At 72.2% G+C, this 22,224-nt stretch carries 15 protein-coding genes; 10 read left to right on the top strand and 5 right to left on the bottom strand.

What is annotated here, in order from left to right; all coding sequences use genetic code 11:
* Positions 1–72: 72 nt before the first annotated feature.
* Positions 73–1,170, top strand: a complete 1,098-nt coding sequence (locus ACFVTH_RS06370; protein ID WP_387087918.1) for an alcohol dehydrogenase catalytic domain-containing protein — start codon at positions 73–75, stop codon at positions 1,168–1,170.
* Between the two features lie 131 nt (positions 1,171–1,301).
* Positions 1,302–2,675, top strand: coding sequence for an APC family permease (locus tag ACFVTH_RS06365; RefSeq protein WP_387088766.1), 1,374 nt, complete (start codon positions 1,302–1,304; stop codon positions 2,673–2,675).
* Positions 2,676–2,726: 51 nt separating this feature from the next.
* On the opposite strand, the gene ACFVTH_RS06360 is transcribed toward ACFVTH_RS06365, so the two are convergent.
* Complete coding sequence (locus ACFVTH_RS06360) at positions 2,727–3,662, bottom strand: DMT family transporter (protein ID WP_387087915.1); 936 nt, start codon at positions 3,660–3,662, stop codon at positions 2,727–2,729.
* Between ACFVTH_RS06360 and ACFVTH_RS06355 the strand changes: the two genes are divergently transcribed.
* Complete coding sequence (locus ACFVTH_RS06355; protein ID WP_387087913.1) at positions 3,661–5,070, top strand: PLP-dependent aminotransferase family protein; 1,410 nt, start codon at positions 3,661–3,663, stop codon at positions 5,068–5,070. The genes ACFVTH_RS06360 and ACFVTH_RS06355 overlap by 2 nt on opposite strands.
* A 16-nt stretch (positions 5,071–5,086) precedes the next feature.
* Here the strand turns inward: ACFVTH_RS06355 and ACFVTH_RS06350 are convergent, their stop codons facing one another.
* Complete coding sequence (locus ACFVTH_RS06350) at positions 5,087–5,794, bottom strand: YceI family protein (RefSeq protein WP_387087910.1); 708 nt, start codon at positions 5,792–5,794, stop codon at positions 5,087–5,089.
* 120 nt (positions 5,795–5,914) lie between these two features.
* Between ACFVTH_RS06350 and ACFVTH_RS06345 the strand changes: the two genes are divergently transcribed.
* The gene (locus ACFVTH_RS06345) at positions 5,915–6,499 is read left to right on the top strand and encodes a hypothetical protein (RefSeq protein WP_387087908.1); all 585 of its coding nucleotides are present in this window, start codon (positions 5,915–5,917) and stop codon (positions 6,497–6,499) included.
* Positions 6,500–6,520: 21 nt separating this feature from the next.
* Here ACFVTH_RS06345 and ACFVTH_RS06340 read toward each other — a convergent pair whose 3' ends face one another.
* Complete coding sequence (locus ACFVTH_RS06340) at positions 6,521–7,546, bottom strand: LLM class flavin-dependent oxidoreductase (RefSeq protein ID WP_387087905.1); 1,026 nt, start codon at positions 7,544–7,546, stop codon at positions 6,521–6,523.
* Between the two features lie 225 nt (positions 7,547–7,771).
* On the opposite strand from ACFVTH_RS06340, the gene ACFVTH_RS06335 reads away from it, so the two are divergent.
* The 3 genes from ACFVTH_RS06335 to ACFVTH_RS06325 all read left to right on the top strand — a co-directional run bounded on the left by ACFVTH_RS06335 (position 7,772) and on the right by ACFVTH_RS06325 (position 14,077).
* Entirely contained in the window at positions 7,772–10,000 is a 2,229-nt protein-coding gene (locus ACFVTH_RS06335; RefSeq protein ID WP_387088763.1) for an ATP-dependent Clp protease ATP-binding subunit, read from the top strand.
* A 223-nt stretch (positions 10,001–10,223) separates the two neighbouring features.
* Entirely contained in the window at positions 10,224–13,481 is a 3,258-nt protein-coding gene (locus ACFVTH_RS06330) for a M36 family metallopeptidase (RefSeq protein ID WP_387087903.1), read from the top strand.
* Between the two features lie 128 nt (positions 13,482–13,609).
* Positions 13,610–14,077: an aromatic ring-opening dioxygenase LigA gene (locus ACFVTH_RS06325; RefSeq protein WP_387087900.1), complete on the top strand. Its 468-nt coding sequence runs from the start codon at positions 13,610–13,612 to the stop codon at positions 14,075–14,077.
* Between the two features lie 10 nt (positions 14,078–14,087).
* Here ACFVTH_RS06325 and ACFVTH_RS06320 read toward each other — a convergent pair whose 3' ends face one another.
* Positions 14,088–15,449, bottom strand: a complete 1,362-nt coding sequence (locus ACFVTH_RS06320) for an MFS transporter (protein WP_387087897.1) — start codon at positions 15,447–15,449, stop codon at positions 14,088–14,090.
* On the opposite strand from ACFVTH_RS06320, the gene ACFVTH_RS06315 reads away from it, so the two are divergent.
* Entirely contained in the window at positions 15,448–15,921 is a 474-nt protein-coding gene (locus ACFVTH_RS06315; RefSeq protein WP_387087894.1) for a heme-degrading domain-containing protein, read from the top strand. The genes ACFVTH_RS06320 and ACFVTH_RS06315 overlap by 2 nt on opposite strands.
* Positions 15,922–15,964: 43 nt before the next feature.
* Here ACFVTH_RS06315 and ACFVTH_RS06310 read toward each other — a convergent pair whose 3' ends face one another.
* Positions 15,965–19,684 (bottom strand): discoidin domain-containing protein, encoded by a 3,720-nt coding sequence (locus ACFVTH_RS06310; protein ID WP_387087891.1) that lies wholly within the window; start codon positions 19,682–19,684, stop codon positions 15,965–15,967.
* A gap of 189 nt (positions 19,685–19,873) precedes the next feature.
* Between ACFVTH_RS06310 and ACFVTH_RS06305 the strand changes: the two genes are divergently transcribed.
* Both ACFVTH_RS06305 and ACFVTH_RS06300 read left to right on the top strand, forming a co-directional pair.
* Positions 19,874–21,451 (top strand): carboxylesterase/lipase family protein, encoded by a 1,578-nt coding sequence (locus ACFVTH_RS06305; protein WP_387087888.1) that lies wholly within the window; start codon positions 19,874–19,876, stop codon positions 21,449–21,451.
* A 55-nt stretch (positions 21,452–21,506) separates the two neighbouring features.
* On the top strand, positions 21,507–22,223 hold the full coding sequence (locus ACFVTH_RS06300; protein WP_387087885.1) for a TMEM175 family protein: 717 nt from the start codon (positions 21,507–21,509) through the stop codon (positions 22,221–22,223).
* The last annotated feature ends 1 nt before the right edge of the window (position 22,224 follow it).

Genomic DNA, 22,224 nt, shown 5'->3' with positions numbered 1-22,224 from the left:
TTTCTCGCAGTGCCGAATCGATGCGGTCCTGCCTAGCATCGGCATGCCCAGCAACAGATCCAAGGGAGCATCATGAAAGCCATCGTCTTCCGGCAGCCGGAGACGCCGATCGAGGTCGCCGACGTCGACCTCGCCGCCCCCAAGGCCGGCGAGGTGCGCGTCAAGATCGCCGCGGCCGGCGTCTGCCACTCCGACCTGCACGTGAAGCGAGGGGAATGGGACGCCCCGGCTCCGCTCGTCATGGGTCACGAGGGCTCGGGCGTGGTCGTCGAGCTCGGCGAGGGCGTCACCTCGCTCGCCGTCGGCGACCACGTCGTGCTCAGCTGGGTGCCGCCGTGCGGCGAGTGCCGCTACTGCCTCTCGGGCCACGAGGCGCGCTGCCAGAAGGTCGCGACGGTCGTCGCGCCCAAGGGCGTGCTCTTCGACGGCACCTCGCGCCTCGAGCAGGGCGGCGAGCCGGTGCACCACTACCTCGGCGTCTCCTCGTTCGCCGAGGAGGTCGTCGTGCCCGCGTCGGGCGCGGTCAAGGTGCGCGACGACGCGCCGCTCGACGTGATCGCCGTCGTCGGCTGCGCCGTCGCCACGGGCGTGGGTGCCGTGCTCAACACCGCCGCCGTCGAGCCGGGCTCGACCGTCGTCGTGATCGGCTGCGGCGGCGTCGGCCTCAACGTCGTGCAGGGCGCGAAGCTCGCGGGCGCCGAGCGCATCATCGCGATCGACGTGCTCGCCGAGAAGACCAAGCTCGCCCTGCAGTTCGGGGCGACCGACCGCATCGACGCCTCGCAGGGCGACGCGGTCGAGCAGCTCTTCGGGCTCATCCCCGACGGCGTCGACTACGCCTTCGACGCCATCGGCCGCACCGTCACCACCGAGCAGGCGATCCGCATGCTCGGCCTCGGCGGCGCCGCCGTGATCGTCGGGCTGCCGCCGACCGGCGCGAAGGCCTCGTTCGAGCCGCTCGTGCTCGCCGAGGCCGACCAGCGCATTCTGGGCTCCAACTACGGCTCGGTGCGCCCCTCGATCGACATCCCCGCGCTCGTCGACCGCTACATGGACGGCCAGCTCAAGCTCGACCCGCTCATCTCCGCCCGCCGGCCCCTCAGCGAGGCGGCCGAGGCATTCGACGACCTCGAATCGGGCGAGGCGCTTCGCACGCTGCTCATCCCGTAGTCCGCCGTTCCCGCCATCCCCGGCAGCACCATCCGACCCACCGACTCATTGGAGAGTTCGACATGACCGCCCCCACCCAGGCCGCCGCCCCCGCGCCGGCCCCCGTCGACGCCGGCCTCCGCCGCGGCGTCATGAGCGGCCCCGAGCTGGCCGCGCAGGCCATCGCCAACATCGCGCCGAGCGCCGTCATCGCGTTCACCGCGGCCGGCATCTACCTCGGCGCCGGCAACGGCACGATCTACTCGTTCATCCTCGCGACGCTCGTGATCCTCGCCGTCGGCTACTGCGTCGTCGTGTTCGCACGGCGCCACGCGTCGGCCGGGTCGCTCTACACCTACGTCGCCAAGGGCCTCGGCCCGTTCGGCGCATACCTCGCGGGCATCGCCCTCCTCGTCGGCTGCTGGGGCATCGCGGCCGGCTCGCTCGGCGGCGCGGTCTCGTACATGAGCCAGTTCCTCGTGCTCATCGGCATCCCGGCCGAGGGCATCGGCTGGTCGATGGCGCTCGCCGTCGTGCTCGGCGGCCTCGCGACGCTCTTCACCATCCGGGGCATCCGCCTCTCGGCCCGCGTCTCGCTCGTGCTCGAGCTCGTCTCGGTCGCGATCATCCTCGTGCTGCTGGTGCTCGCTCTCGTCTGGGCCGGCCCGGCCGCGTGGGACCCGGCGCAGTTCTCGTTCGAGGGGGTGCCGTTCCAGGGCGTCGCCGCAGGCATGGTGCTCGGCATCCTCGGCTTCGTGGGCTTCTCCTCGGCCGACGCGCTCGGCCGTGAGGCGAAGAACCCCTACGTCGCCATCCCGCGGGCGATCATGTGGAGCGCGGTCACCGTCGGCATCCTCTACGTGTTCGCCGCGTACACCCAGATCGCGATCCTCGGCGAGGACCTCGCCACAGTGGCGAGCCCGCTCGAGGCGATCGCGACGCAGATCGGCATGCCCGCCTGGTTCGCGCCCGTGCTCACCTTCGGCGTCGGCGCCTCGTTCTTCGCCGTCGTGGTCGCCCCGCTCAACGTCGTCGGCCGCATCATCTACGTGATGGGCAAGGAGGGCGTCGTCGCCGAGCGCTTCGGCCGCACCCACGAGCGGCACCTCACGCCGCACCGCGTGCTGCTCGTCGCCGGCCCCGCCGCGATCGCGCTCGACCTCGTGCTGCTCGCGATCGGCGTGAACCCGATGGACATCGTCGTCTGGGTCGACACCTACGGGACCTACGGCTACATGGTCGCGTACGCGCTCGTCGCGATCGCGTGCGTCGCGTACACCCGCCGCGAGAAGATGCGCAACGGCCTCGTGTGGCTCTGCGCGGTCGTCTCCGTCGGGGCGATGGCGTACGTGTTCTTCGCGAACGTCTGGCCGGTGCCCGCGTGGCCGCTCAACGTCATCCCGTACCTGTTCCTCATCACGATGATCGCGGCGATCGCCTGGTACCTGCACCTCGCGAAGCACCGCCCCGAGGTCATCAGGGCGATCGGCAACACCGAGACCGACGCGCTCGACGGCGTCGGCTGAGCCTCGTCGAACGACACGGATGCCTCCCCGCACCTCGCGGGGAGGCATCCGTCATGCCGGGGCCCGGCCCGGGCGCCCCGAACGGGTGCGCACGGCGAGGCCCGCGCAGGCGACGACCGCGAGCCCGCCGAGGATCGTGGCCCAGCCGAGCGGCTCGTGCAGGAGCAGCGCGGCCCACAGGATGTTCAGCACGGGCTGCACGAGCTGCACCTGGCTGACCTGCGCCATCGGGCCGATCGCGAGTCCCCGGTACCACGCGAAGAAGCCGAGGAACATGCTGACGACGGCGAGGTAGGCGAACGCCAGCCATTCGACCGGCGTCGCCTCGACGGGCGGCTGCTCGGCGATCGAGACGAGCGACAGCACGAGCATGAGCGGCGCGGCGAGCACGAGGGCCCACGACACGGTCTGCCAGGAGCCGAGCTCGCGGGCGAGCAGGCCGCCCTCTGCGTAGCCGATCGCCGCCGCGAGCACGGCGCCGAACAGCAGCAGGTCCGACCAGTGCAGGGTGCCGAGACCGCCTTTCTGCAGCGAGGCGAACACGACGACCGCGACCGCGCCGAGGCCGGCGTACAGCCAGAACGAGCGCTGCGGGCGCTCCGAGGTGCGGAGGACGGCGATCGCGGCGGTGGCCGCCGGCAGCAGCCCGACCACGACGGCGCCGTGGCTCGCCGGTGCGGTCGTGAGCGCGAAGGAGGTCAGCATCGGGAACCCGACGACGACGCCGCCGGCGACGATCGAGAGCCGCAGCCACTGCCGGGCCGTCGGCCAGTGCTGACGGGTCGCGGCGAGGGCGATGACCGCGAGGGCGGCCGCGACGACGGCCCGGCCGGAGCCGATGAGGATGGGCGACAGCCCGCCGACCGCGACGCGGGTGAACGGGAGGGTGAACGAGAAGGCGACGACGCCGACGAGGCCCCACCAGAGGCCGGCGTGTCGCGATAGCGCTGTCGCGCGAATTGCAGTAACGCTACTCTGTACTGACATGAATCAGAGTAGCACCGACCGGATCCTCGCCGGCTTGCAGGCGTGGATCGCGTCCGCGTCGCCCGGTCAGCAGCTGCCGTCGAACCGCTCGCTCACCGCCGAGTACGGCGCGAGCCCGGTGACCGTGCAGAAGGCCATGCGCCGACTCGTCGCGCTCGGTCTCGTCGAGAGCCGGCCGGGCGCGGGCACCTTCGTCAGCGCGCCCCGCGCGACCCGGCCCGTCGACTACGGCTGGCAGGCCGCCGCGCTCGGCGCGCAGCAGTCGCGGGCCTGGTCGCTGTCGTCGACCCAGCGCATCGTCGCACCCGACGCGATCGCCCTGCACTCGGGGTACCCCGCCGCCGAGCTGCTGCCCGAGCGGGCGGTGCGCCGGGCGATCGCGGCGGCGTCGCGCACCACGGCCGCGATGACCCGCTCGCCGGCGGCCGGCCTGCCGGAGCTCCGAGCCTGGTTCGCCGGCGAGCTCGTCGCCGACATGCCGGCGGGCATCCCCCCGGTGTCGGCGCAGGACGTGCTCGTCATCGCGGGCAGCCAGAGCGGACTCAGCTCGATCTTCCGCGCGGTCGCCGGCCAGGGGCGACCCCTGCTCATCGAGTCGCCGAGCTACTGGGGCGCGCTGCTCGCGGCCGAGCAGGCGGGCGTGACGGTCGTGCCAGTGCCCGCGGGGCCGGCTGGACCCGATCCGGTCGACGTCGAGCGCGCCTTCGCCGAGACGGGGGCGCGGGCGTTCTACGCGCAGCCGAACTTCGCGAATCCGAGCGGCGCGGGCTGGCCCGCCGAGACACGGCGGGCCGTGCTCGAGTCGGCCCGTCGGCACGGCGCCTTCCTCGTCGAGGACGACTGGGCGCACGACCTCGCGATCGGCGCACGCCCGCGACCCGTCGCCGCGCTCGACGACGACGGCCACGTCATCTACCTGCGTTCGCTCACGAAGAGCGTGTCGCCCGCGGTGCGGGTCGCGGCGGTGATCGCCCGCGGTCCGGCGCGCGACCGCATCCTGGCCGACCGCGCCGCCGAGTCGATGTACGTGAGCGGGCTGCTGCAGGCGGCCGCCCTCGACGTCGTCAGCCAACCCGCCTGGACGACGCATCTGCGCGGCCTGCGCGATCGGCTGCGGGAACGGCGCGACCTGCTCGTGCAGAGCCTCGGCGAGCACGCCCCGGCCGTGCACCTCGAGCTCGTGCCCTCCGGCGGCCTGAACGTCTGGGCGCGGCTGCCCGACGGCACCGACGTCGACCGCGTCGTGCGCGACGCGGAACTGCGCGGCCTCGTCGTCGCGCCCGGCCGCGAGTGGTTCCCGGCCGAGCCGGCCGGCCCGTTCGTGCGGCTCAACTACGCCGGCGAGGACCCGGCCCGGTTCCCCGACGCCGCGCGCATCCTCGCCGAGGTGCTCGCGCACCCGGCCTGACGGGCCGCGCGGCGGCTCAGGCGCGCTCGAGCTCGAGCGAGAACTCGACGAAGCCGTCGGGCTCGACCGAGACGAAGCCGAGGTCGGGCGCCTCGACGCCGAAGTCGGCGAAGGTGATCGGGATGCTCCCGGCCACCTGGCCGCCGGCGCCGTTCAGCACCGCCTCGAGCTCGACCGTGACCGCCCGCGTCACCCCGGCGAGCTCGAGCTCGCCGGTCGCGGTGACCTGCTGCACCTCGCCTGCCGTGGGGGCGGTGTCGACCGAGATTGGCTCGGTGAGCACGAAGCTCGCCGTCGGGTACTGGTCGACCCGCATCGCGTTCGAACGGAAGTAGTCGTCGCGGTTGCCGGAGTCGGTCGCGATCGAGGCGACGTCGACCCTGAATGACGCGGCGGTGAGCGTGAGCCCGTCGACCGCGAGCTCGCCCGTCACCTGCTCGGTTCGGCCGGTGACGGTCACGTCGGTGCCGTTCAGCACCTCGTCGACGCGATACCCCGCGAACGAGCCGTCGGCCACGGTCCACTCGCCGCTGAGGTCGGCGGGGGTGGCCGAGTCATCCGCCGCGCTCGTCTCGGTGGGACGGGCGGTCACGCTCGGCGCCGCATCGGCCTCGCCGACGACGAGGTCGCGATAGATGAGCGGACCGGCGATGGCGGCCGTCGCGCCGAGGGCGAGCACCCCCGCGAGGATCGAGGCGGTGATGATCTTCGTGCGCTTCTGCATGCGGCTCCTGCTCGGGGCTGGGGGTCGTCGGAGTTCGAGCATGGCGCACGAACGTATGAGAACGCATTGAATCGCCCGAGAAGGTACCAACATGACGCCGGATGGCCCAGACTGGGCGCCATGAGCGATGAAGCTTCGGGGGCGGGGTTGGCGCGCGACGCCGCGGGGGAGCCCGACCGGGCCGGCGCGGATCCGCACGTCCTCGGCCCGGGGCTCCTGCCGACGCCGTTCACGGCGGAGGAGATCCGCGCGGCGGCCGGCACCGGCAAGACGATCCGGCTGCTCGTCGAGCTGCCCGGCGGCGAGCGCTTCGAGCGGGTCAACCGCTTCAGCGACTGCGACGCCGAGGGCGCGACGCTCGAGCAGTGGCGGCTCGACGCCGCCGGCGCCGTCGACGGGGTGGTCACGACCGAGCGGGTGACCTGGCGCGAGCTGCAGGAGCACGCCGCCTTCCCCGCCGAGCACACCCGGCGCACGTCGGCGACGCTCGCGCTCGACGACGGCGGACTCGGAACCCTCGACTGCCTGCACTACGAGGCGCGGCACGGAGACGGCGACGCGTCGCAGCCGTCGCGGTTCTGGTTCGCGCTCGATCACCCGGGGATGCCCGTGCGCTACGAGATCCCGACGCCGTCGGGGGTCATGCGCACGACGGTGGTCGCGGTCGAGCGCGACGCGCCCGAGGCGCTTCCGGTGGCCGAGTAGCGACCACCGGAAGCGGCGGGGTCACGCCGTCGTCGGGCGCCAGCCGAGGCTCGGGGCCACGTGCTCGGCGAACGCGGCGACGAGCCGCAGGTTGAACTCGACCCCGAGCTGGCTCGGGATGGTCAGCATGAGGGTGTCGGCCTCGCGGATCGCGGCGTCGCGCAGCAGCTGCTCGACGAGCTTGTCGGGCGTGCCCGCGTACGTCTTGCCGAAGGTCGAGCGCATGCCGTCGATCATGCCGACGCCGTCGCCGTCCTGGCGCCCGCCGAAGTAGAGCTCGTCCTCGGCGGTCGTGATCGGGAAGATCGACCGGCTGACCGAGGTGCGCGGCTCACCGGGATGCCCCGCCTCGCGCCACGCGTCGCGGAACGCGCGGATCTGCTGCGCCTGGAGTTCGTCGAACGGCAGGCCGCGGTCCTCGGTGAGGAGCGTCGACGACATGAGGTTGACGCCCGCGCGCCCGGCCCACTCGGCCGAGTCGCGGTTGCCGGCGCCCCACCAGATGCGCGAGCGCAGGCCGGGGGAGTACGGCTCGATGCGCTGCATGCCGCGGCCGCCGAACGGCGACGAGGCATCCAGCTCGGCGAGGCCCTTGCCCTCGATCGCCTCGAGGAACCGCGCGAAGTGCGCGCGCGCGATGTCGGCGCCGCGCGGGTCCTGCGATCCGGTGTAGCCGAAGGCCTCGTAGCCGCGCACGACCGACTCGGGTGACCCCCGGCTCACGCCGAGGGCGAGTCGCCCGCCCGAGATGAGGTCGACCGCCGCGGCCTCCTCGGCGAGGTGCAGCGGGTTCTCGTAGCGCATGTCCACGACGCCGGTGCCCATCTCGATGCGCTCGGTGCGGGCCGCGATCGCGGCGAGCAGCGGCATCGGCGAGGCCTGCTGCCTGGCGAAGTGGTGCACGCGGAAGTAGACGCCGTTGACGCCCAGCTCATCCATGCCCTGGGCGAGGTCGATCGCCTGCAGCATCGAGTCGGCCGCCGAGAGCTCGCGCCCGCCGCCGAGGGGTCCGTAGTGTCCGAATGAGAGCGTTCCGAAGCGTTCCACGTGAAACCGGAACGCCGTGCCGCGCACGTCTATTCCTACGCATGGATGCCTCGGGGCGGGCCCGCGCGATCGCCGGCGACGTCGGGGCACGGTGGCGCACCCCGGGGCATCCGTCTACCGTGAAGGCGGGGGAGATTTCGGCCGTGAGCCGGAATATCGATCCTCTTCGCAAAGTTGAGTTCAGTAGACTCAAGTTTGAAACGAAGGGAGCATTGAGTGGCAAACATGCAGGGCGCGCCGAACTCGCAGGAAGAGCAGAAGTCGGCGCTCGAACAGTTCGGCGTCAACCTGACCGACCTCGCGAAGGCCGGCAAGCTCGACCCGGTGATCGGCCGCGACGCCGAGATCCGGCGCGTGAGCCAGGTGCTGACCCGTCGCACGAAGAACAACCCCGTGCTCATCGGCGAGCCCGGCGTCGGCAAGACCGCCGTCGTCGAGGGCCTCGCCCAGCGCATCGTCGCCGGCGACGTCGCCGAGTCGCTGAAGGACAAGCAGCTCGTCTCGCTCGACATCTCCGCACTCGTCGCGGGCGCCATGTACCGCGGCCAGTTCGAGGAGCGGCTGAAGGCCGTGCTGAAGGAGATCAACGAGGCCGAGGGCGGCATCATCACCTTCGTCGACGAGCTGCACCTGCTCATGGGCGCCGGCGGCGGCGAGGGGTCGGTCGCGGCCTCCAACATGCTGAAGCCCATGCTCGCCCGCGGCGAGCTGCACCTCATCGGCGCGACCACCCTCGACGAGTACCGCGAGTACATCGAGAAGGACGCCGCGCTCGAGCGCCGCTTCCAGCAGGTCTACGTCGGCGAGCCGTCCGTCGAAGACACGATCGCGATCCTCCGCGGACTCAAGGGCCGATACGAGGCCCACCATGGGGTCACGATCTCCGACGCCGCGCTCGTCGCCGCGGCATCCCTGTCGAACCGGTACATCACTGCCCGCCAGCTGCCCGACAAGGCCATCGACCTCATCGACGAGGCCATGTCGCGCCTCAAGATGGAGATCGACTCCTCGCCCGTCGAGATCGACCAGCTCAAGCGCCAGGTCGACCGCATGAAGCTCGAGGAGCTCGCCTTGAAGAAGGAGAAGGACGACGCCTCCAAGGAGCGGCTCGCGAAGCTGCGCGAGACGCTCGTCGGCCAGGAGCGCGAACTCGCCCAGCTCGAAGAGCGCTGGTCGCGCGAGCGCCAGGGCCTCAACCGCGTCGGCGAGCTCAAGAAGCGCATCGACGAGGCCGTCACGCAGCGCGACCTCGCGCTGCGCGCCGGCGACTACCAGAAGGCGTCGAAGCTCGAGTACGAGACCATCAAGAACCTGCAGCGCGACCTCGAGGCCGCCGAGCAGGCCGACGCCGCGGGCAACGTCGGGGGCGAGCCGCGCATGGTCAACGAGCAGGTCACCGATGAGGACATCGCCGCCGTGATCGCCGCGTGGACGGGCATCCCCGTCGGTCGGCTCATGCAGGGCGAGACCGAGAAGCTGCTGCACCTCGAGGCCGAGCTCGGCAAGCGCCTCATCGGCCAGAAGCGGGCCGTCGCGGCCGTGGCCGACGCGGTGCGCCGCTCGCGGGCGGGCATCAACGACCCGAACCGGCCGACCGGCTCGTTCCTGTTCCTCGGCCCCACCGGCGTCGGCAAGACCGAGCTCGCGAAGGCGCTCGCCGAGTTCCTCTTCGACGACGAACGCGCCATGGTGCGCATCGACATGTCGGAGTACGGCGAGAAGCACTCGGTCTCGCGACTCGTCGGCGCCCCTCCGGGCTACGTCGGCTACGACCAGGGCGGCCAGCTCACCGAGGCCGTGCGCCGGCGCCCCTACTCGGTGATCCTCTTCGACGAGGTCGAGAAGGCGCACCCCGAGGTGTTCGACGTGCTCCTGCAGGTGCTCGACGACGGCCGGCTCACCGACGGGCAGGGTCGCACGGTCGACTTCCGCAACACGATCCTGATCCTCACCTCGAACCTCGGCTCGCACTACCTCATCGACCCCTCGCTCAGCTGGAGCGAGAAGGAGGAGGCCGTCATGCAGACGGTCAGGCAGTCGTTCAAGCCCGAGTTCGTGAACCGGCTCGACGACCTCGTCGTGTTCTCCGCCCTCAGCGAGCAGGACCTCGCCGAGATCGTGAACCTCTACATCGACCGCCTCACGGCCCGGCTGCACGAGCGGCGGCTCGCGCTCGGCGTCACCCCCGACGCCCGCGCGTGGCTCGCCGAGCGCGGCTACGACCCGCTCTACGGCGCCCGGCCGCTGCGCCGGCTCATGCAGCGCGAGATCGACGACCGGCTCGCGCGGGCGCTGCTCGACGGCAGCGTGCGCGACGGCGACACGGTCGTGGTCGGGCTCTCGGCCGACGGCGAGGCGCTCACGGTCGCCCGGGCCGATGAGGCGGCCGGCGCGACCGCCGCGGGCGCCGGCTTCGACGACGAGATCGTCGACGCCGAACTGCTCGACGACTGAGCCGGCAACGGGGCATCCGATCGCATCGCGGCGGATGCCCCGTCGTCGTCTCCGGGCGCGGCGGCTGCCCCCAGTCCGGGGGAGTCGAGCGCCATCCGTCCCCCATTCCGCACGGTCGCGTGTCCCCCGCGAGTAACGTGACGGCCGGCTCGTCCGAGGGCCACGCCGCGGGGCGACCGGGGGGATCGTCCCGCGGATCCCCGGCGTCCCTCCGGAGGTCGTCGTGACCCGTCCGCTCGCCGTGGCAGCCGCGCTCGCCGCATCCGCACTCGTCATCACCCAGCCCGTCGCCGCCTTCGCGGCGCCAGGGGCCGAGGCGCCGCCAGATCCAGCCGAGGAGTTCGGCACCGCGCTCGTCGCGTACGACGGAGCGGGCGACGTGCGCTCGGTGCTGAACCCCACCGGTCCGCTCACCGAACCGTCGGGCGACGCGGCCGAGGACATCGCACTCGGCTACCTCGCCGAGCATCGCGACGCGTTCGGGCTCGACGGAGCCGGGCTCGGGTCGCTCACCGTCGACGAGGTCATCGCCGACCCGAACGGCGTCAGCTACGTGCAGCTGCGGCAGGCCGTCGACGGCATCCCCGTTCACCAGGCCGTCATCACCGCGAGCGTCGACGCCGACGGGCGGCTCGTGCATCTCGGCGGCACCACCGCCGACGTCGCACCGGCGACGCCCGCCGCGCCCGAGGTCACCGCGGCGGAGGCGATCGCAGAGGCCGCGGTGGTGGCATCCGGAGCCGACGTCGTGGCCGAGGACCTGCCGGACGCCGCACAGACCACCGACCGCGACGTCGTCGAGGTCCCCAACTCGATCGCGGTCGACGGGCTCGTCGACCCGACGCCGCTGAAGGCCGAGCAGCGCTGGTACATGGACGACGAAGGTCGCAGCCTGCGGCTCGCGTGGGTCACCGACGTCGAGGTCTCGGGCGAGGTCTGGGTCGAGTCCGTCGTCGACGCGTCCACCGGAGAGGTGCTCGCCGAGTCGAGCCGCTACGCCGAGGTCGGTCCTGAGGGCGAGGTCTTCGACGAGGAGCACCCCGAGGCCGCGGGCGCCTCGCGCGAGCTGCACCCGTTCTCGGGAATCAACGGCACCTGGGTCGACGACACGACCACGAGCGGCAACAACGTCAACGCCTATCGCGACCTCGACGACAACGACGCGAACGACGAGTACCAGCCGAACACCCCGGCGTCGGGCGACCCCGACTACCAGGTCTTCGACTACCCGTTCACCGACGCGTGGGCGGTGAACTCCGACTCGAGCCAGGCGAGTCTCGACGCCGACCTCGACGCGATCATCACCCAGCTCTTCTATTACACGAACGTGATGCACGACTACACCTACGAGCTCGGGTTCACCGAGGCGTGGCGAAACTTCCAGGTCGACAACTTCGGCAACGGCGGCAGCGACGGCGACCCCGTGCTCGCCGAGGCGCAGGACGGCTGGGACTTCGGCTGCGTCGACAACGCGTCGAACCCGATCCGCTGCATGAACAACGCGAACTTCGGCACGCCCGGTGACGGCGACAGCCCCCGCATGCAGATGTACATGTGGACGCTGCCGTTCCGCGACGGCTCGCTCGACGGCGACGTCATCGCGCACGAGTACGGTCACGGCGTCTCGACGAGGCTCGTCGGCGGCGGCAGCTTCGACTACGGCGACGACCAGACCGGCGCCCTCGGCGAGGGCTGGAGCGATGTCGTCTCGTACCTGAAGTGGGACGACGCCGTCGTCGGGGAGTACGCCACCGGCGACGCGACCACCGGCGTGCGCAACGTCGCCTACGACACCTCGCCGCTCGTCTACTCCGACTACGACGACTACGTTCCCGGACCGAACACCTCGCCGCACGGCAACGGCACGATCTGGGCGACCATGGTCTACGCCGTGCGCGCCTTCCTCGGGGTCCCCGTCACCGAGCAGCTCGTGATCGACGGCATGAAGAACACGGCAGGCGGTGCGAAGCCGACCTTCGTCGACGCCCGCAACGGTCTGCTCGCCGCCGACATCGCGACCAACGGCGGCGACAACGTGTGCGCCATCTGGTCGGCGTTCGCACAGCGGGGGCTCGGCGAGGGCGCGGTCGCGGCCGGCACCGACGGGCACGCCGCCCAGGTGAACGACAACACCCTGCCCGCGGCCTGCGCCCCGACCGCCGACGCCGGCGGACCGTACGCGACGCTCGAGGGCACCGACATCCCGGTGACCGCCGCCGGATCGAGTGCGGGCAGCGACCCGAGCGCGGGCGCGATCTCGGCCTGGGAGTGGGACTTCGACGGGGACGGCCAATACGACGACGCCTTCGGGCTGAACCCGTCGTTCGACCGGGTCGGACAGGACGGCACCTTCACGATCGGCCTGCGGGTCACCGACCTCTACGGCAACACGGCGACCGACACCGCGGAGGTCGACGTCGCGAACGTCGCGCCGACGGTGACGATCGACCCGGTCCCGCCCCTCGACGAGGCGACGCGCACCGCGACGATCACCGGCGTCGTCACCGACCCCGGATGGCTCGACGACCTCTCGGCGACGATCGACTTCGACGACGGCTCGGGCTCGCAGCCGCTGAGCGGAGACGAGGAGAACACCCGGCCCGACGCGACGCTCGTGTTCGAGACGAGCTTCGACTACGGCGACGACGGACTGTTCGACGTCGAGGTCTGCGGCTCCGACGACGACACGACCACGTGCGCGACCGTCGTCGTCGACGTCGCGAACGTCGACCCGTCGATCACGATCGACACCTCGGGCACGCAGGTCTACGACGGCGTCGAGGCCTTCGTGCTCGACGCGGGCGGCAGCGTGACGATCCCCGTCACTGCGACCGACCCGGGCAGCGACGACCTCACGGTGGTGTGGGACTGGGACGACGGCACCACGAGCGACGAGACCTCGCTCGTGAATCCGCCGGCCCTCGACCCGCCGAAGTCGCCGACCGTGCAGCCGCGCGACGTCGACCTCTCGGCCGACCACGTCTACGCCGAGGCGTGCCTCTACGAGCTCGTCACCGAGGCGACCGACGACGACGGCGGCTCGGCGACCGATGAGGCCGTCATCGTCGTGGTGGGCGACGGCACGAAGTCGAAGCAGCACGGCTGGTGGCTGAACCAGATGCGCGTGAAGAACGGCAACGACTTCACGACGGCGGAGCTCCAGTGCTACCTCGACATCGCGGTGTTCTTCAGCACGGTGTTCGACACGTCGCTCGACCGCGACGACGCCGTGGCGATCTTCCACTCGCCGCCGAAGAACGATGCCGCCGAGCAGTTCGACCAGTTCCTGCTGGCGGCCTGGCTCAACTTCGCCAACGGCTCGGTCGGCCTCGCGACGCCGGTGACGGTGCATGGCGCGGCGACGACCTGGGGCGACGCGATGCTCGAGGTCGAGACGGTGCGCACGAACCCCGCCTCCACCGCGCAGCAGTTGCGGCAGGCGAAGGGCGTGCTCGCGTCGCTCGCGACGACGAGCGGCTGAGTGTTTCGCCACCGAGGCCGCCGCGCGGCATCCGATTTGGCATCGGATGCCGCGTGGCGGCCGTGTCGCTGCGGCGCCCGAATCGCTAGGTTGGGCCCTGAAGGGCCGAATCGTTCGAAGGGGGAGTCATGTCGGAGCAGTTCGAGACGGGTGGGGCGGTGCTCAGCCGCTCGCAGGTCAACGTGGTGCGGCTCACGGGGCTCGCCGGCATCATCGGCGGGATCCTGCTGATCGTCGTGGCGGTCGTCGCCTGGTTCGCGGTGTCGGCGCAGTTGCGGGCCGAGAACATCGTGATCTCCGACGACGCCCCGATCTTCGCCGGCAAGGTCGTCGACGGGCCGATCGACGCCTACGTGCAGGCGGAGGTCATCAACACGCACGCCCTCGAGATGGCCGACGGCCAGACGTACGCCGAGCTCGACATGGACGACCCGGTCCGCGCCACCGTCATGGACGCCTCGTTCCTGCGGGCCTCGCTGTTCACCTCGGTGGTCGCGTTCGGCGTGGCGCTCTTCGCGGGCGGCGTCGGCGTGTTGTTCGTGCTGTTCGGCTGGTCGCTGCGCGTGATGGTGCCGCCGTTGCCCAAGACCGCCTAGCTGCTGATCGTCAGTCGGCGGTCGTCGGCGGTGCCGGCTCGGCCGCGGGCTCCGACTCGGGCACCCCGTTCGCACTCGCGGGGATGCGGCGTTCGACCGCGAGGGCGAGCAGGACGATGCCGGCGCAGCCCAGCACCATCACCGCGATGTACCACGCGTCGAGCCCGTGCTCGAGCAGCAGCCCCGCGGCGACCGGCCCGGCGATCGCGCCGCCCTGGAAGGCCGCCGAGTTGATCGCGTTGTAGCGGCCGCGATTGCGGTCTGCGGCGAGGTCGTTGTAGACCGCGGGCACGGTCGGCTGCAGCATCGTCTCGCCGAAGGCGAAGACGCCCATGAACGCGAGCACGCCGATCGCGGCGGCGAGCGTGTCGGGCAGCAGGCCCGCGCCGCCGAGCAGCAGCCACGACAGCGCCCAGACGAGTGCCATGACCTGCATGACCCTGGTGCGGCGGTGCCCGCTGATCAGCTTGAGCACGGTGAACTGCAGCAGCACGATGACGGCCGTGTTGATGGCGAACGCGAAGCCGATGACCTGCGTCGAGACCTCGGCGACCTGGCGGGCGAAGGCCGGGAATCCCGCCTCCATCTGGCCGTAGCCGATGAACACCGAGATGAAGGTGAGGAGGGTCAGCCACAGCACGACCGGCTGCCGGATGATCTCGCGGTAGCCGCCGACGGGCGGCGCATCGGCGTCGTGCTCGCCGTGGGTGCGCACGTGGCGCAGCGGGCCGAGCAGCAGCGCCATCGGGATGAGGCTCGTCGCCGCGTCGACCAGGAAGATCGTGGTGAAGGTGCCGGGGTCGTCGACGTCGATGAAGAAGCCGCCGACGATGCCGCCGACCCCGATGCCGAGGTTGACGAGCGCGAAGTTGATGCCGAAGTACTGCTGCCGCAGCTCGCCCTCGACGATCGTGGCGATGAGGGCGTTGAAGCCGGGCCACGAGACGCCGAAGTTGATGCCGATGAGCACGAGCGCGACGGCCGCGACCGCGGGCGTCGTCGCGAAGGCGAGCAGCGTGCAGCCGACGATCATCGCCGAGAGGCCGACGAGCAGCACGACCTTGGCGCCGAAGCGGTCGATGAGCGTGCCGCCCGGCCCCGTGACCACGAGCCCGGTGATCGCGATGAGGCTCATGAGCGCGCCCGACAGCCCGAGCTCGAAGCCGCGCACCTCGTGCAGGTAGATGATCGTGAACGGCAGCGTGAGACCGCGCCCGAGCGTCTGGATGGCGACGGTCGACAGCAGCCAGCGCCCCTCGGTCGGCAGCGCAGCCCAGAACCCTCTCATGCCGGTCACTGGGATATCTTGGCGCACGCCGCCGACATCGGCGAACCGCTCGGCGGCGTCGGGCCGACGGTACGATTCGACCATGAGCGAACTGCTCGGCCGCCTCGCGGCCGAAGACGACGAGTTGCGGTTCGCCGCGTTCACCCTCGACGACGCCTGGGCCCTCGGCTCGCGGCTCCGCGCGGTCGCGGCCGAACGCGGCCTGCCGATCGCGATCGCGATCTGGTTCGGGCCCCAGCGGGTCTTCCACGCGGCGCTGCCCGGCGCGAGCGCCGACAACGACGGGTGGCTCGACCGCAAGCACCGGGTGGTCCTTCGCTACGGCAAGTCCTCGTTGCTGGTCGGCGAGGAGTTCCGCGCGAAGGGCGAGGACTTCGACACCCACGCCCGGCTCGACCCGCAGCTGTTCGCCGCGCACGGCGGGGTCGTGCCGCTGCGGCTCGTCTCGGGCGCGGTGGTCGGCGCCGTCGGCGTCTCGGGGCTGCCACAGTTCGACGACCACGAGCTCGTCGTCGAGCACCTCCGCGCGATGCTCGGCGAGGCCCGCGACGGCTGACGGCCCGGGCGGCGCGCGTCGACGCCGCCCGAGCCGCCCACGGTCACCGACTCAGCTGCACGCCGCGAGGGTGGTCGACCGCCCCGGGAACGAGCGCGCGCAGCGCGATCAGGCCGGGGTCGCCGTCGGCCCACTCGGTGGTCAGCGCCACGTACCGCGCCGTCGCGTCGACCGCCACCGAGCCGCGCGTCGCGCCGGCCTCGACCGCGCCGACCTCGCGGAACGTGATGCCGTCGTCGCTCACCGACACCGTCGCCGCCGGGGCGTCGTCGCCGTCCCACAGCGTGGTGACGGCGCCGATGGCCTGTGCGGAGCCGAGGTCGACGACCATGCGGCCGTCCGCACCCGGGGTCCACGCGGTGCCGGGGTCGCCGTCGACCGCGGCCTGCGGCGAGCTCATGCCCTCGGGCAGCACCGAGGCCGGGAACGTGAGCGTGGCGAGCGCCAGGTCGGGCACCGGGAACGCGGTCGCGCCCGGGAACGACGTGGGGGCCGCGGCCGCCGGCCTGCCCACGGGCACCGTGCGCTTCTCGCCGGTCTCGACGTTCGTGACGTCGATCGTCCGGGCGCCGCCCTTCGCGCCTGAGTCCCCGCCGTCGTGCCTCGCGACGCGCACCGTGCGGCCGTCGAGCACCGACACCGTGACGCCGGCCGCCTGCGCGGCCGCGGTGGGCACCGTGGCGCGGGGGGCGAGCACGACGGCGTCGCCGGCGGGCACCGTGACGGTGAGCGTCGAGGCATCCGCCCCGAGCACCTGGTCGCCGGCGAACAGCGCCACGGCGTCGCCGGAGTACGGGATCGTCACGTCGGCCGTGACGTCCGCGCCGGTGAGGTTGAAGGCGGTGAGGTAGCCGTCGAGCGAGCTCACGAGCAGCCCATCTGCGGTCGGCTGCGGCGCGGCGTCCTGCGCGGCCGTCGCGTCGGCGTCGCCCGGCACCATCTCGACGAGCATCGGGTCGTCTCCGCCGCCGAGTCGCACGGTGTTGATCCCCTCCTTCTCGCTCGAGACGGCGATCGGCGCCTGCCCGCCGTGCACGACGTAACCGGCCGTGCCCTCGACGTTGATCCACGACCCCTCGGTCGTGATGACCTGGTCGCCCGTGTAGCGGAAGCTCGCGGCATCCTGCCAGGTCTCACCGTCGGCCGACACCTCGATGCGATACTCGCGACCGGCCGAGACCTCCCAGCCCAGCTGCACCTGCGCGATCGCGGTGGGGGCGCCGAGGTCGACCTGGATCCACGAGTCGGCCCGGGTGCGGTCGGCGCGCGACACCGCCCAGCGCGAGGCGGGGTCGCTGTCGGTCACGCTCGACGGGGCGCGTCCCGAGTCCGCGCTCGACGCCGTGGCCGGCTTGCCCGCGGCGGCGTCGACGCCGGCCGCGGTCAGCGCGCGCATCGTGTAGAGCGAGTAGCCGTAGGCTGGGTCGCCCTGCACGCCCTGCATGCGCACGAACCTCGCCTCGACCGGGGCCGGCGCGGTCGCGCCGGCCGGGGTCAGGTCGACCGTGTCGAGGCGTGCGACGTTGGCGTCGACGCCGCCGGTGTAGGCGGTCTGCGTGGTCCAGGTCTCGCCGTCCGCCGAGGTCTGCACGAGGTAGCGCTCACCGGCGCTCGCCTCCCAGGCCAGGCGCACCGAGCCGACGGTCCGCTCTGCGCCCAGGTCGACCTGGATCCACGAGTCCGCGCGCGTGCGCTCGGCGACGGCGACGGCCCAGCGGGTGGTCGGGCTGGCATCGGTCACGGTCGAGGCCCGGCGAGCCGGGTCTTCGCTCGAGGCGGTCGCGGGGCGTCCGGCGGCCAGGTCGGTCGTGGCCTCGGCGCCCGTCCCGTAGGCGTGCAGCGAGTACAGCGAGTAGCCGTACCGGGCGTTGCCCTGCTGGCCCTGGATGCGCACATAGCGGGCGGGCACCGGGGCGAACGACAGGTCGTCGATGCGGGCGGCGTTCGCGTCGGCCGGGTTCGGCGGCGTCACGACGGGCAGGGTGTCGGTGGCCGATCCCTCCGCCGTGGCGTAGGTGCGCGAGCCGTCGAGGCCGTTGTAGCCGCCGAGGTCGAGGTTGCGCACCGAGACGGTGCCGTCCTGCCAGCCGGCACCGGTCGTGGCGTACAGCGCCGCGCCGCTCGGCAGCGTCGCCTGGCCCGCGTACTCGTCGCCGATGCGGAAGACCGACGTCGTGCCCTCGAAGCCGTCGCGCGGCCCGGTGTAGGTGCTCGTGTTCCGGGCATCGACGGTCGCCGCCGAGTTCGGGTAGAGGTACGGCGTGGCGCCCGACAGGGCGAACAGCCACGAGTCGTGGCCCGGAACCCAGGGGAACTTCACGAAGCCCTTCTTGCTGGATGCGGCAGCCCACGCGTTCGCGGACTGCTGCACCGAGAGGCCGGGCCCCGCGCCGAAGTCGCGCACGCCGGCGAGGCGGGCGAAGAACTCGTCCTGCGGGGTGGGCTCGACGACGCCCTCCGGCGACTCGGCGGCCTCGACGTGCAGCAGGTACGAGATCGCGATCTCGGCGCGCGCCTCGGGCTCGTACTTGGGCTCGCCCGAGAACTTGGCGAGCCGGTCGACCGGCTTGTACGCCTGGTACGCCTCGAGCGACGCGGCCATGTTCGCCTCGGCGCGCACGGCGTCGGGGTCGCGCAGCACCTGGCCGAGGAAGGCCATCGGGATCACGTCGCGACCGTAGAGGTACTCGCGGTCGTTGACCATCGGCATGAACGGCTCGCCCTGGTTCGACATCACCATCTCGATCGAGCGCCAGAGCTCGGCCGAGTTCGGCTGGTGCTTCAGGTACTCGGGGATCGGCTCGTCGTTCAGGATGAACTGGATCGCGTTGCGCCCGCCCGAGCGCCAGATGTCGGACTGGTAGTGCGGGCCGAACGACCCGTGGTTCTCGACGAGGTACGTGTCGTAGATCGTCTGCAGCGTGTTCGTCGACACCGGCTTGCCGGCGACGACGGCCGGGTTGTTGAGGTCGGCGGTGGGCTGGCCGGCGGCGTTGCGCGCCCAGTCGCCGAGCTGCTCGGACCAGCGCGAGGCGTCCGCGTGGTCGGGTGCCCAGGCGAGACCGGGGGCGAGCGCCTGGGTGTACACGCCCGCCTCCTCCTGCGCCGTGTCGCCCACGTGCTTGCCGGTGGGCCAGTCGGCCGTCCACGAGCCCGAGAGCGGGTCGTCGCCGTGGTCGAGGTCGGAGGTGTAGGCCGACTGGCCGACGGCGATCGTCTCGAGGTTCTGCTGCGTCGTGGCGTCGAGCCGATCCCAGAGCACGCGCCCCGCGTCGAGGAAGTACGACTGGAACGTGGAGTCCCAGAACATCCGCTTGCCCCAGGTGCCGTTCGGGTCGACGAAGCGGTTCTTGGCGGCGTAGTAGCGGATCGTGTCGATCGTGCGCTGGGTCAGCTCGTCCTTCGATATGCCGGTGATCTCGGCGTCGTAGTCGCCGTGCGTGACGATCACGGCGTTGCCGAGCACGACCGCGAAGTTGAAGTCCTTGAACTGGTACGCGTTGATCGCCGGATCCCAGACCGTGTTCACCCACCGCGTGTGGCGCAGCAGGGCGGCGTAGTAGTCGGCCGCGATCTCGTCGGGGGCGCCGAAGGCGGCGGTCGTCGCGAACGGGGCGGCGGATGCCGGGGCCGCGGGTGCGAGGGCGGCCGGGGCGAGGCCGGCGAGCGGCGCGGCGAGGGCGGCCGCGACGGCGAGGGCGACGGTGCGACGCCGTCGGGGTGCGCTCGCGCAGCGAGCGGTGATGGGGCCGGAGGGGGCCATGGTGTCTCCTGGAATCGGCGGGCCAACGGGGGTGCCGCGTGCGGATCGACAGGAGTCACATCTGGGGAACTCGAAATGACAACGCTGTCAGATTGGTGCGGCCAGAGTAACCCGAGGGAGGCCGGGCCGTCAAGGCGCGATCGGGGCATCCGCCGCCCGCCGTTCACCCGCGCGGCGTACGCTCCGAACATGCCGACACGCGAGGCGACGAACGACGGAACGGTGATCGAGACCGACGTCGGAGCCGTGCGCGGGCTCCGGCGCGACGGCCTCAGGCTGTGGCGCGGCATCCCGTACGCCGCGTCGACCGCGGGCGACGGCCGCTTCCGAGCGCCGCGGCCCGCACCCGGCTGGGACGGCGTGCGCGACGCCGTCGCCTTCGGGCCCGTCGCCCCGCAGCTGCGGCGCGGCCAGTTCATCGGCGCCCACCCGAGGCTCGAGCGCAGCGAGGACTGCCTGAGCCTCAACGTCATCGCACCCGACGAGCCGGATGCCACGCCGCGGGGCCGCCCGGTCATGCTGTTCCTGCACGGGGGCGCCTACAGCGTCGGCTCCTCGGGGGAGTACCCGCGCCAGGGCGAACGGCTCGTGCGCCGGCACGGAGTGGTCTACGTCAGCTGCAACTACCGGCTCGGCGCGCTCGGCTGGCTCGACCTGCGCCGCTACGCGAGCGCGCGGCATCCGATCGAGTGCAATCTCGGCCTTCGCGACCAGATCGCCGCCCTCGAGTGGGTGCGCCGCAACATCCGGGCCTTCGGGGGCGACCCCGACCGGGTGACCCTCTTCGGCGAGTCGGCGGGGGCGAACTCGGTGACGACCCTCATGACCGTGCCCGCCGCCGAGGGCCTGTTCGCCGGGGCGATCGCGCAGTCCTCGCCCGCGAACGCGGTCTACTCGGCCGAGACCGCGCAGGCCTGGGCGGGGGAGTACGTGCGCATCCTCAGCCGCATCGTCGACGACGACGACCTCGACAGCGAGGCGCCGCAGGACGCGTCGGTCATGCTGCGCACCGCCGACCCCGTGCTCCTCGCCCGGGCCACCACCGAGCTCGCGGTGCGCACCCCCGACGAGAACCCGGGCACGATCAGCCTCGCGCCCGTGATCGACGGCGGGTTCCTGCCCGAACGGCCCCTCGACGCGTTCAAGGCGGGGCGGGCGCACCGCGTGCCGCTCGTCATCGGCACGAACGACCGCGAGGGCTCGCTCTTCGAGGGCCGCATCGACATCCTCCCGACGACGAAGCCGCGCATCCGCGCCATCTTCGCGAACACGCGCAAGAAGTCGCGCAAGGCGATCAAGCGGCAGTACCCGGGGCTGCCCGAGCGGCGGCCCGCGGCCGACTTCGCCGGCGACTTCACCTTCTGGTACCCGAGCGTGAAGCTCGCCGAGCGGCACTCCCGCTTCGCGCCGACGTACATGTACCGGTTCGACGCCGCGCCCCGCACGGCACGGCTGCTCGGCCTCGACGCGACCCACGGGCTCGAGCTCTTCGCGCTCTTCGAGAAGTCGGACACCCTCGTCGGCGCCGGCCTCACGCTGCTCGGCGGAGGCCGGATGTTCCGCGCGGTCGGGCGGCGCATGCAGGCGCACTGGGTCGCGTTCGCCGACCACGGCGATCCGCGCGGCGAGGGTGCCGGATGCCTCGACTGGCCCCGCTACGACGAGGAACGCCGGCTCACCCTCGTGTTCGACGGCCCCGACCGCATCGAGGCCGACCCGCGCGGGGAACGCCGGATCGCCTGGCAGCGCTTCGTGCCGCACGTGTGAGCCCCGCGCGGTCGGGTCTCGCGGCCGCCCCGGCGGATTCGCTACCCTTCCTCGCATGTCGACTTCGCCGCCCGCGACGGCCCCCGTGCCCGACGACGGCCGTGCTCCGGTCGAGGCCTCGGCCGAGCGGCTGAAGGCCTTCACCGACGCCGTGGTCGCGATCGCCATGACCGTGCTCGTGCTGCCCCTCATGGAGAGCGTGACCGATCTCGGCGGCGAGGGCGGCGGCGTCGCCGAGTGGTTCGACCGGCACAGCGGGCAGCTCATGAGCTTCGCACTCAGCTTCGTGCTCATCGCGACGTTCTGGCTCACCAACCATCGCGTCTTCGCGCAGCTCGAGCGCACCACCCCCGCGCTGCTCTGGCTCAGCATCGCGTGGATGTTCACGATCGTCTGGCTGCCCGTGCCCACCGCGATGCTGGGGTCGATGGAGGAGGACGACGCGCAGAAGCTCGTCTACGTCGGCAGCCTCATCGTGACGAGCCTCGTCTCGCTCGCGCTCCGCTGGTACCTGCTGCGCCACCCCCGCCTGCACGGAACGGCGCCGCTGCGCCTGCGCCGCGGCATCCTCGCAGACGCCATCTCGACCGGGCTGTTCGCGCTCGCCCTGGTGATCTCGATCACCGTGCCGGCCATCGGCTACTGGGCGATGTTCCTGCTGCTGCTGGTCTCACCGCTGCACACCCTGGCGAGCCGGGCGTTCGAGCGCCGGCCGGGCCGCGCCGCCGGCGAGGCCGAACCCGGCGGCGAGGCCGGCGCCGACGGGGCATAGG

Source organism: Agromyces sp. NPDC058104 (genome assembly GCF_042884835.1).
Lineage (GTDB): Bacteria > Actinomycetota > Actinomycetes > Actinomycetales > Microbacteriaceae > Agromyces.
This window is presented reverse-complemented; position numbering and strand designations above follow the sequence as displayed.

Coding starts and splice junctions, on each gene's coding strand:
- ACFVTH_RS06370 (WP_387087918.1), top strand. CDS start 73: ATGAAAGCCATCGTCTTCCGGCAGCCGGAGACGCCGATCGAGGTCGCC.
- ACFVTH_RS06365 (WP_387088766.1), top strand. CDS start 1,302: ATGAGCGGCCCCGAGCTGGCCGCGCAGGCCATCGCCAACATCGCGCCG.
- ACFVTH_RS06355 (WP_387087913.1), top strand. CDS start 3,661: ATGAATCAGAGTAGCACCGACCGGATCCTCGCCGGCTTGCAGGCGTGG.
- ACFVTH_RS06360 (WP_387087915.1), bottom strand. CDS start 3,662: ATGTCAGTACAGAGTAGCGTTACTGCAATTCGCGCGACAGCGCTATCG.
- ACFVTH_RS06350 (WP_387087910.1), bottom strand. CDS start 5,794: ATGCAGAAGCGCACGAAGATCATCACCGCCTCGATCCTCGCGGGGGTG.
- ACFVTH_RS06345 (WP_387087908.1), top strand. CDS start 5,915: ATGAGCGATGAAGCTTCGGGGGCGGGGTTGGCGCGCGACGCCGCGGGG.
- ACFVTH_RS06335 (WP_387088763.1), top strand. CDS start 7,772: ATGCAGGGCGCGCCGAACTCGCAGGAAGAGCAGAAGTCGGCGCTCGAA.
- ACFVTH_RS06325 (WP_387087900.1), top strand. CDS start 13,610: ATGTCGGAGCAGTTCGAGACGGGTGGGGCGGTGCTCAGCCGCTCGCAG.
- ACFVTH_RS06315 (WP_387087894.1), top strand. CDS start 15,448: ATGAGCGAACTGCTCGGCCGCCTCGCGGCCGAAGACGACGAGTTGCGG.
- ACFVTH_RS06320 (WP_387087897.1), bottom strand. CDS start 15,449: ATGGTCGAATCGTACCGTCGGCCCGACGCCGCCGAGCGGTTCGCCGAT.
- ACFVTH_RS06310 (WP_387087891.1), bottom strand. CDS start 19,684: ATGGCCCCCTCCGGCCCCATCACCGCTCGCTGCGCGAGCGCACCCCGA.
- ACFVTH_RS06305 (WP_387087888.1), top strand. CDS start 19,874: ATGCCGACACGCGAGGCGACGAACGACGGAACGGTGATCGAGACCGAC.
- ACFVTH_RS06300 (WP_387087885.1), top strand. CDS start 21,507: ATGTCGACTTCGCCGCCCGCGACGGCCCCCGTGCCCGACGACGGCCGT.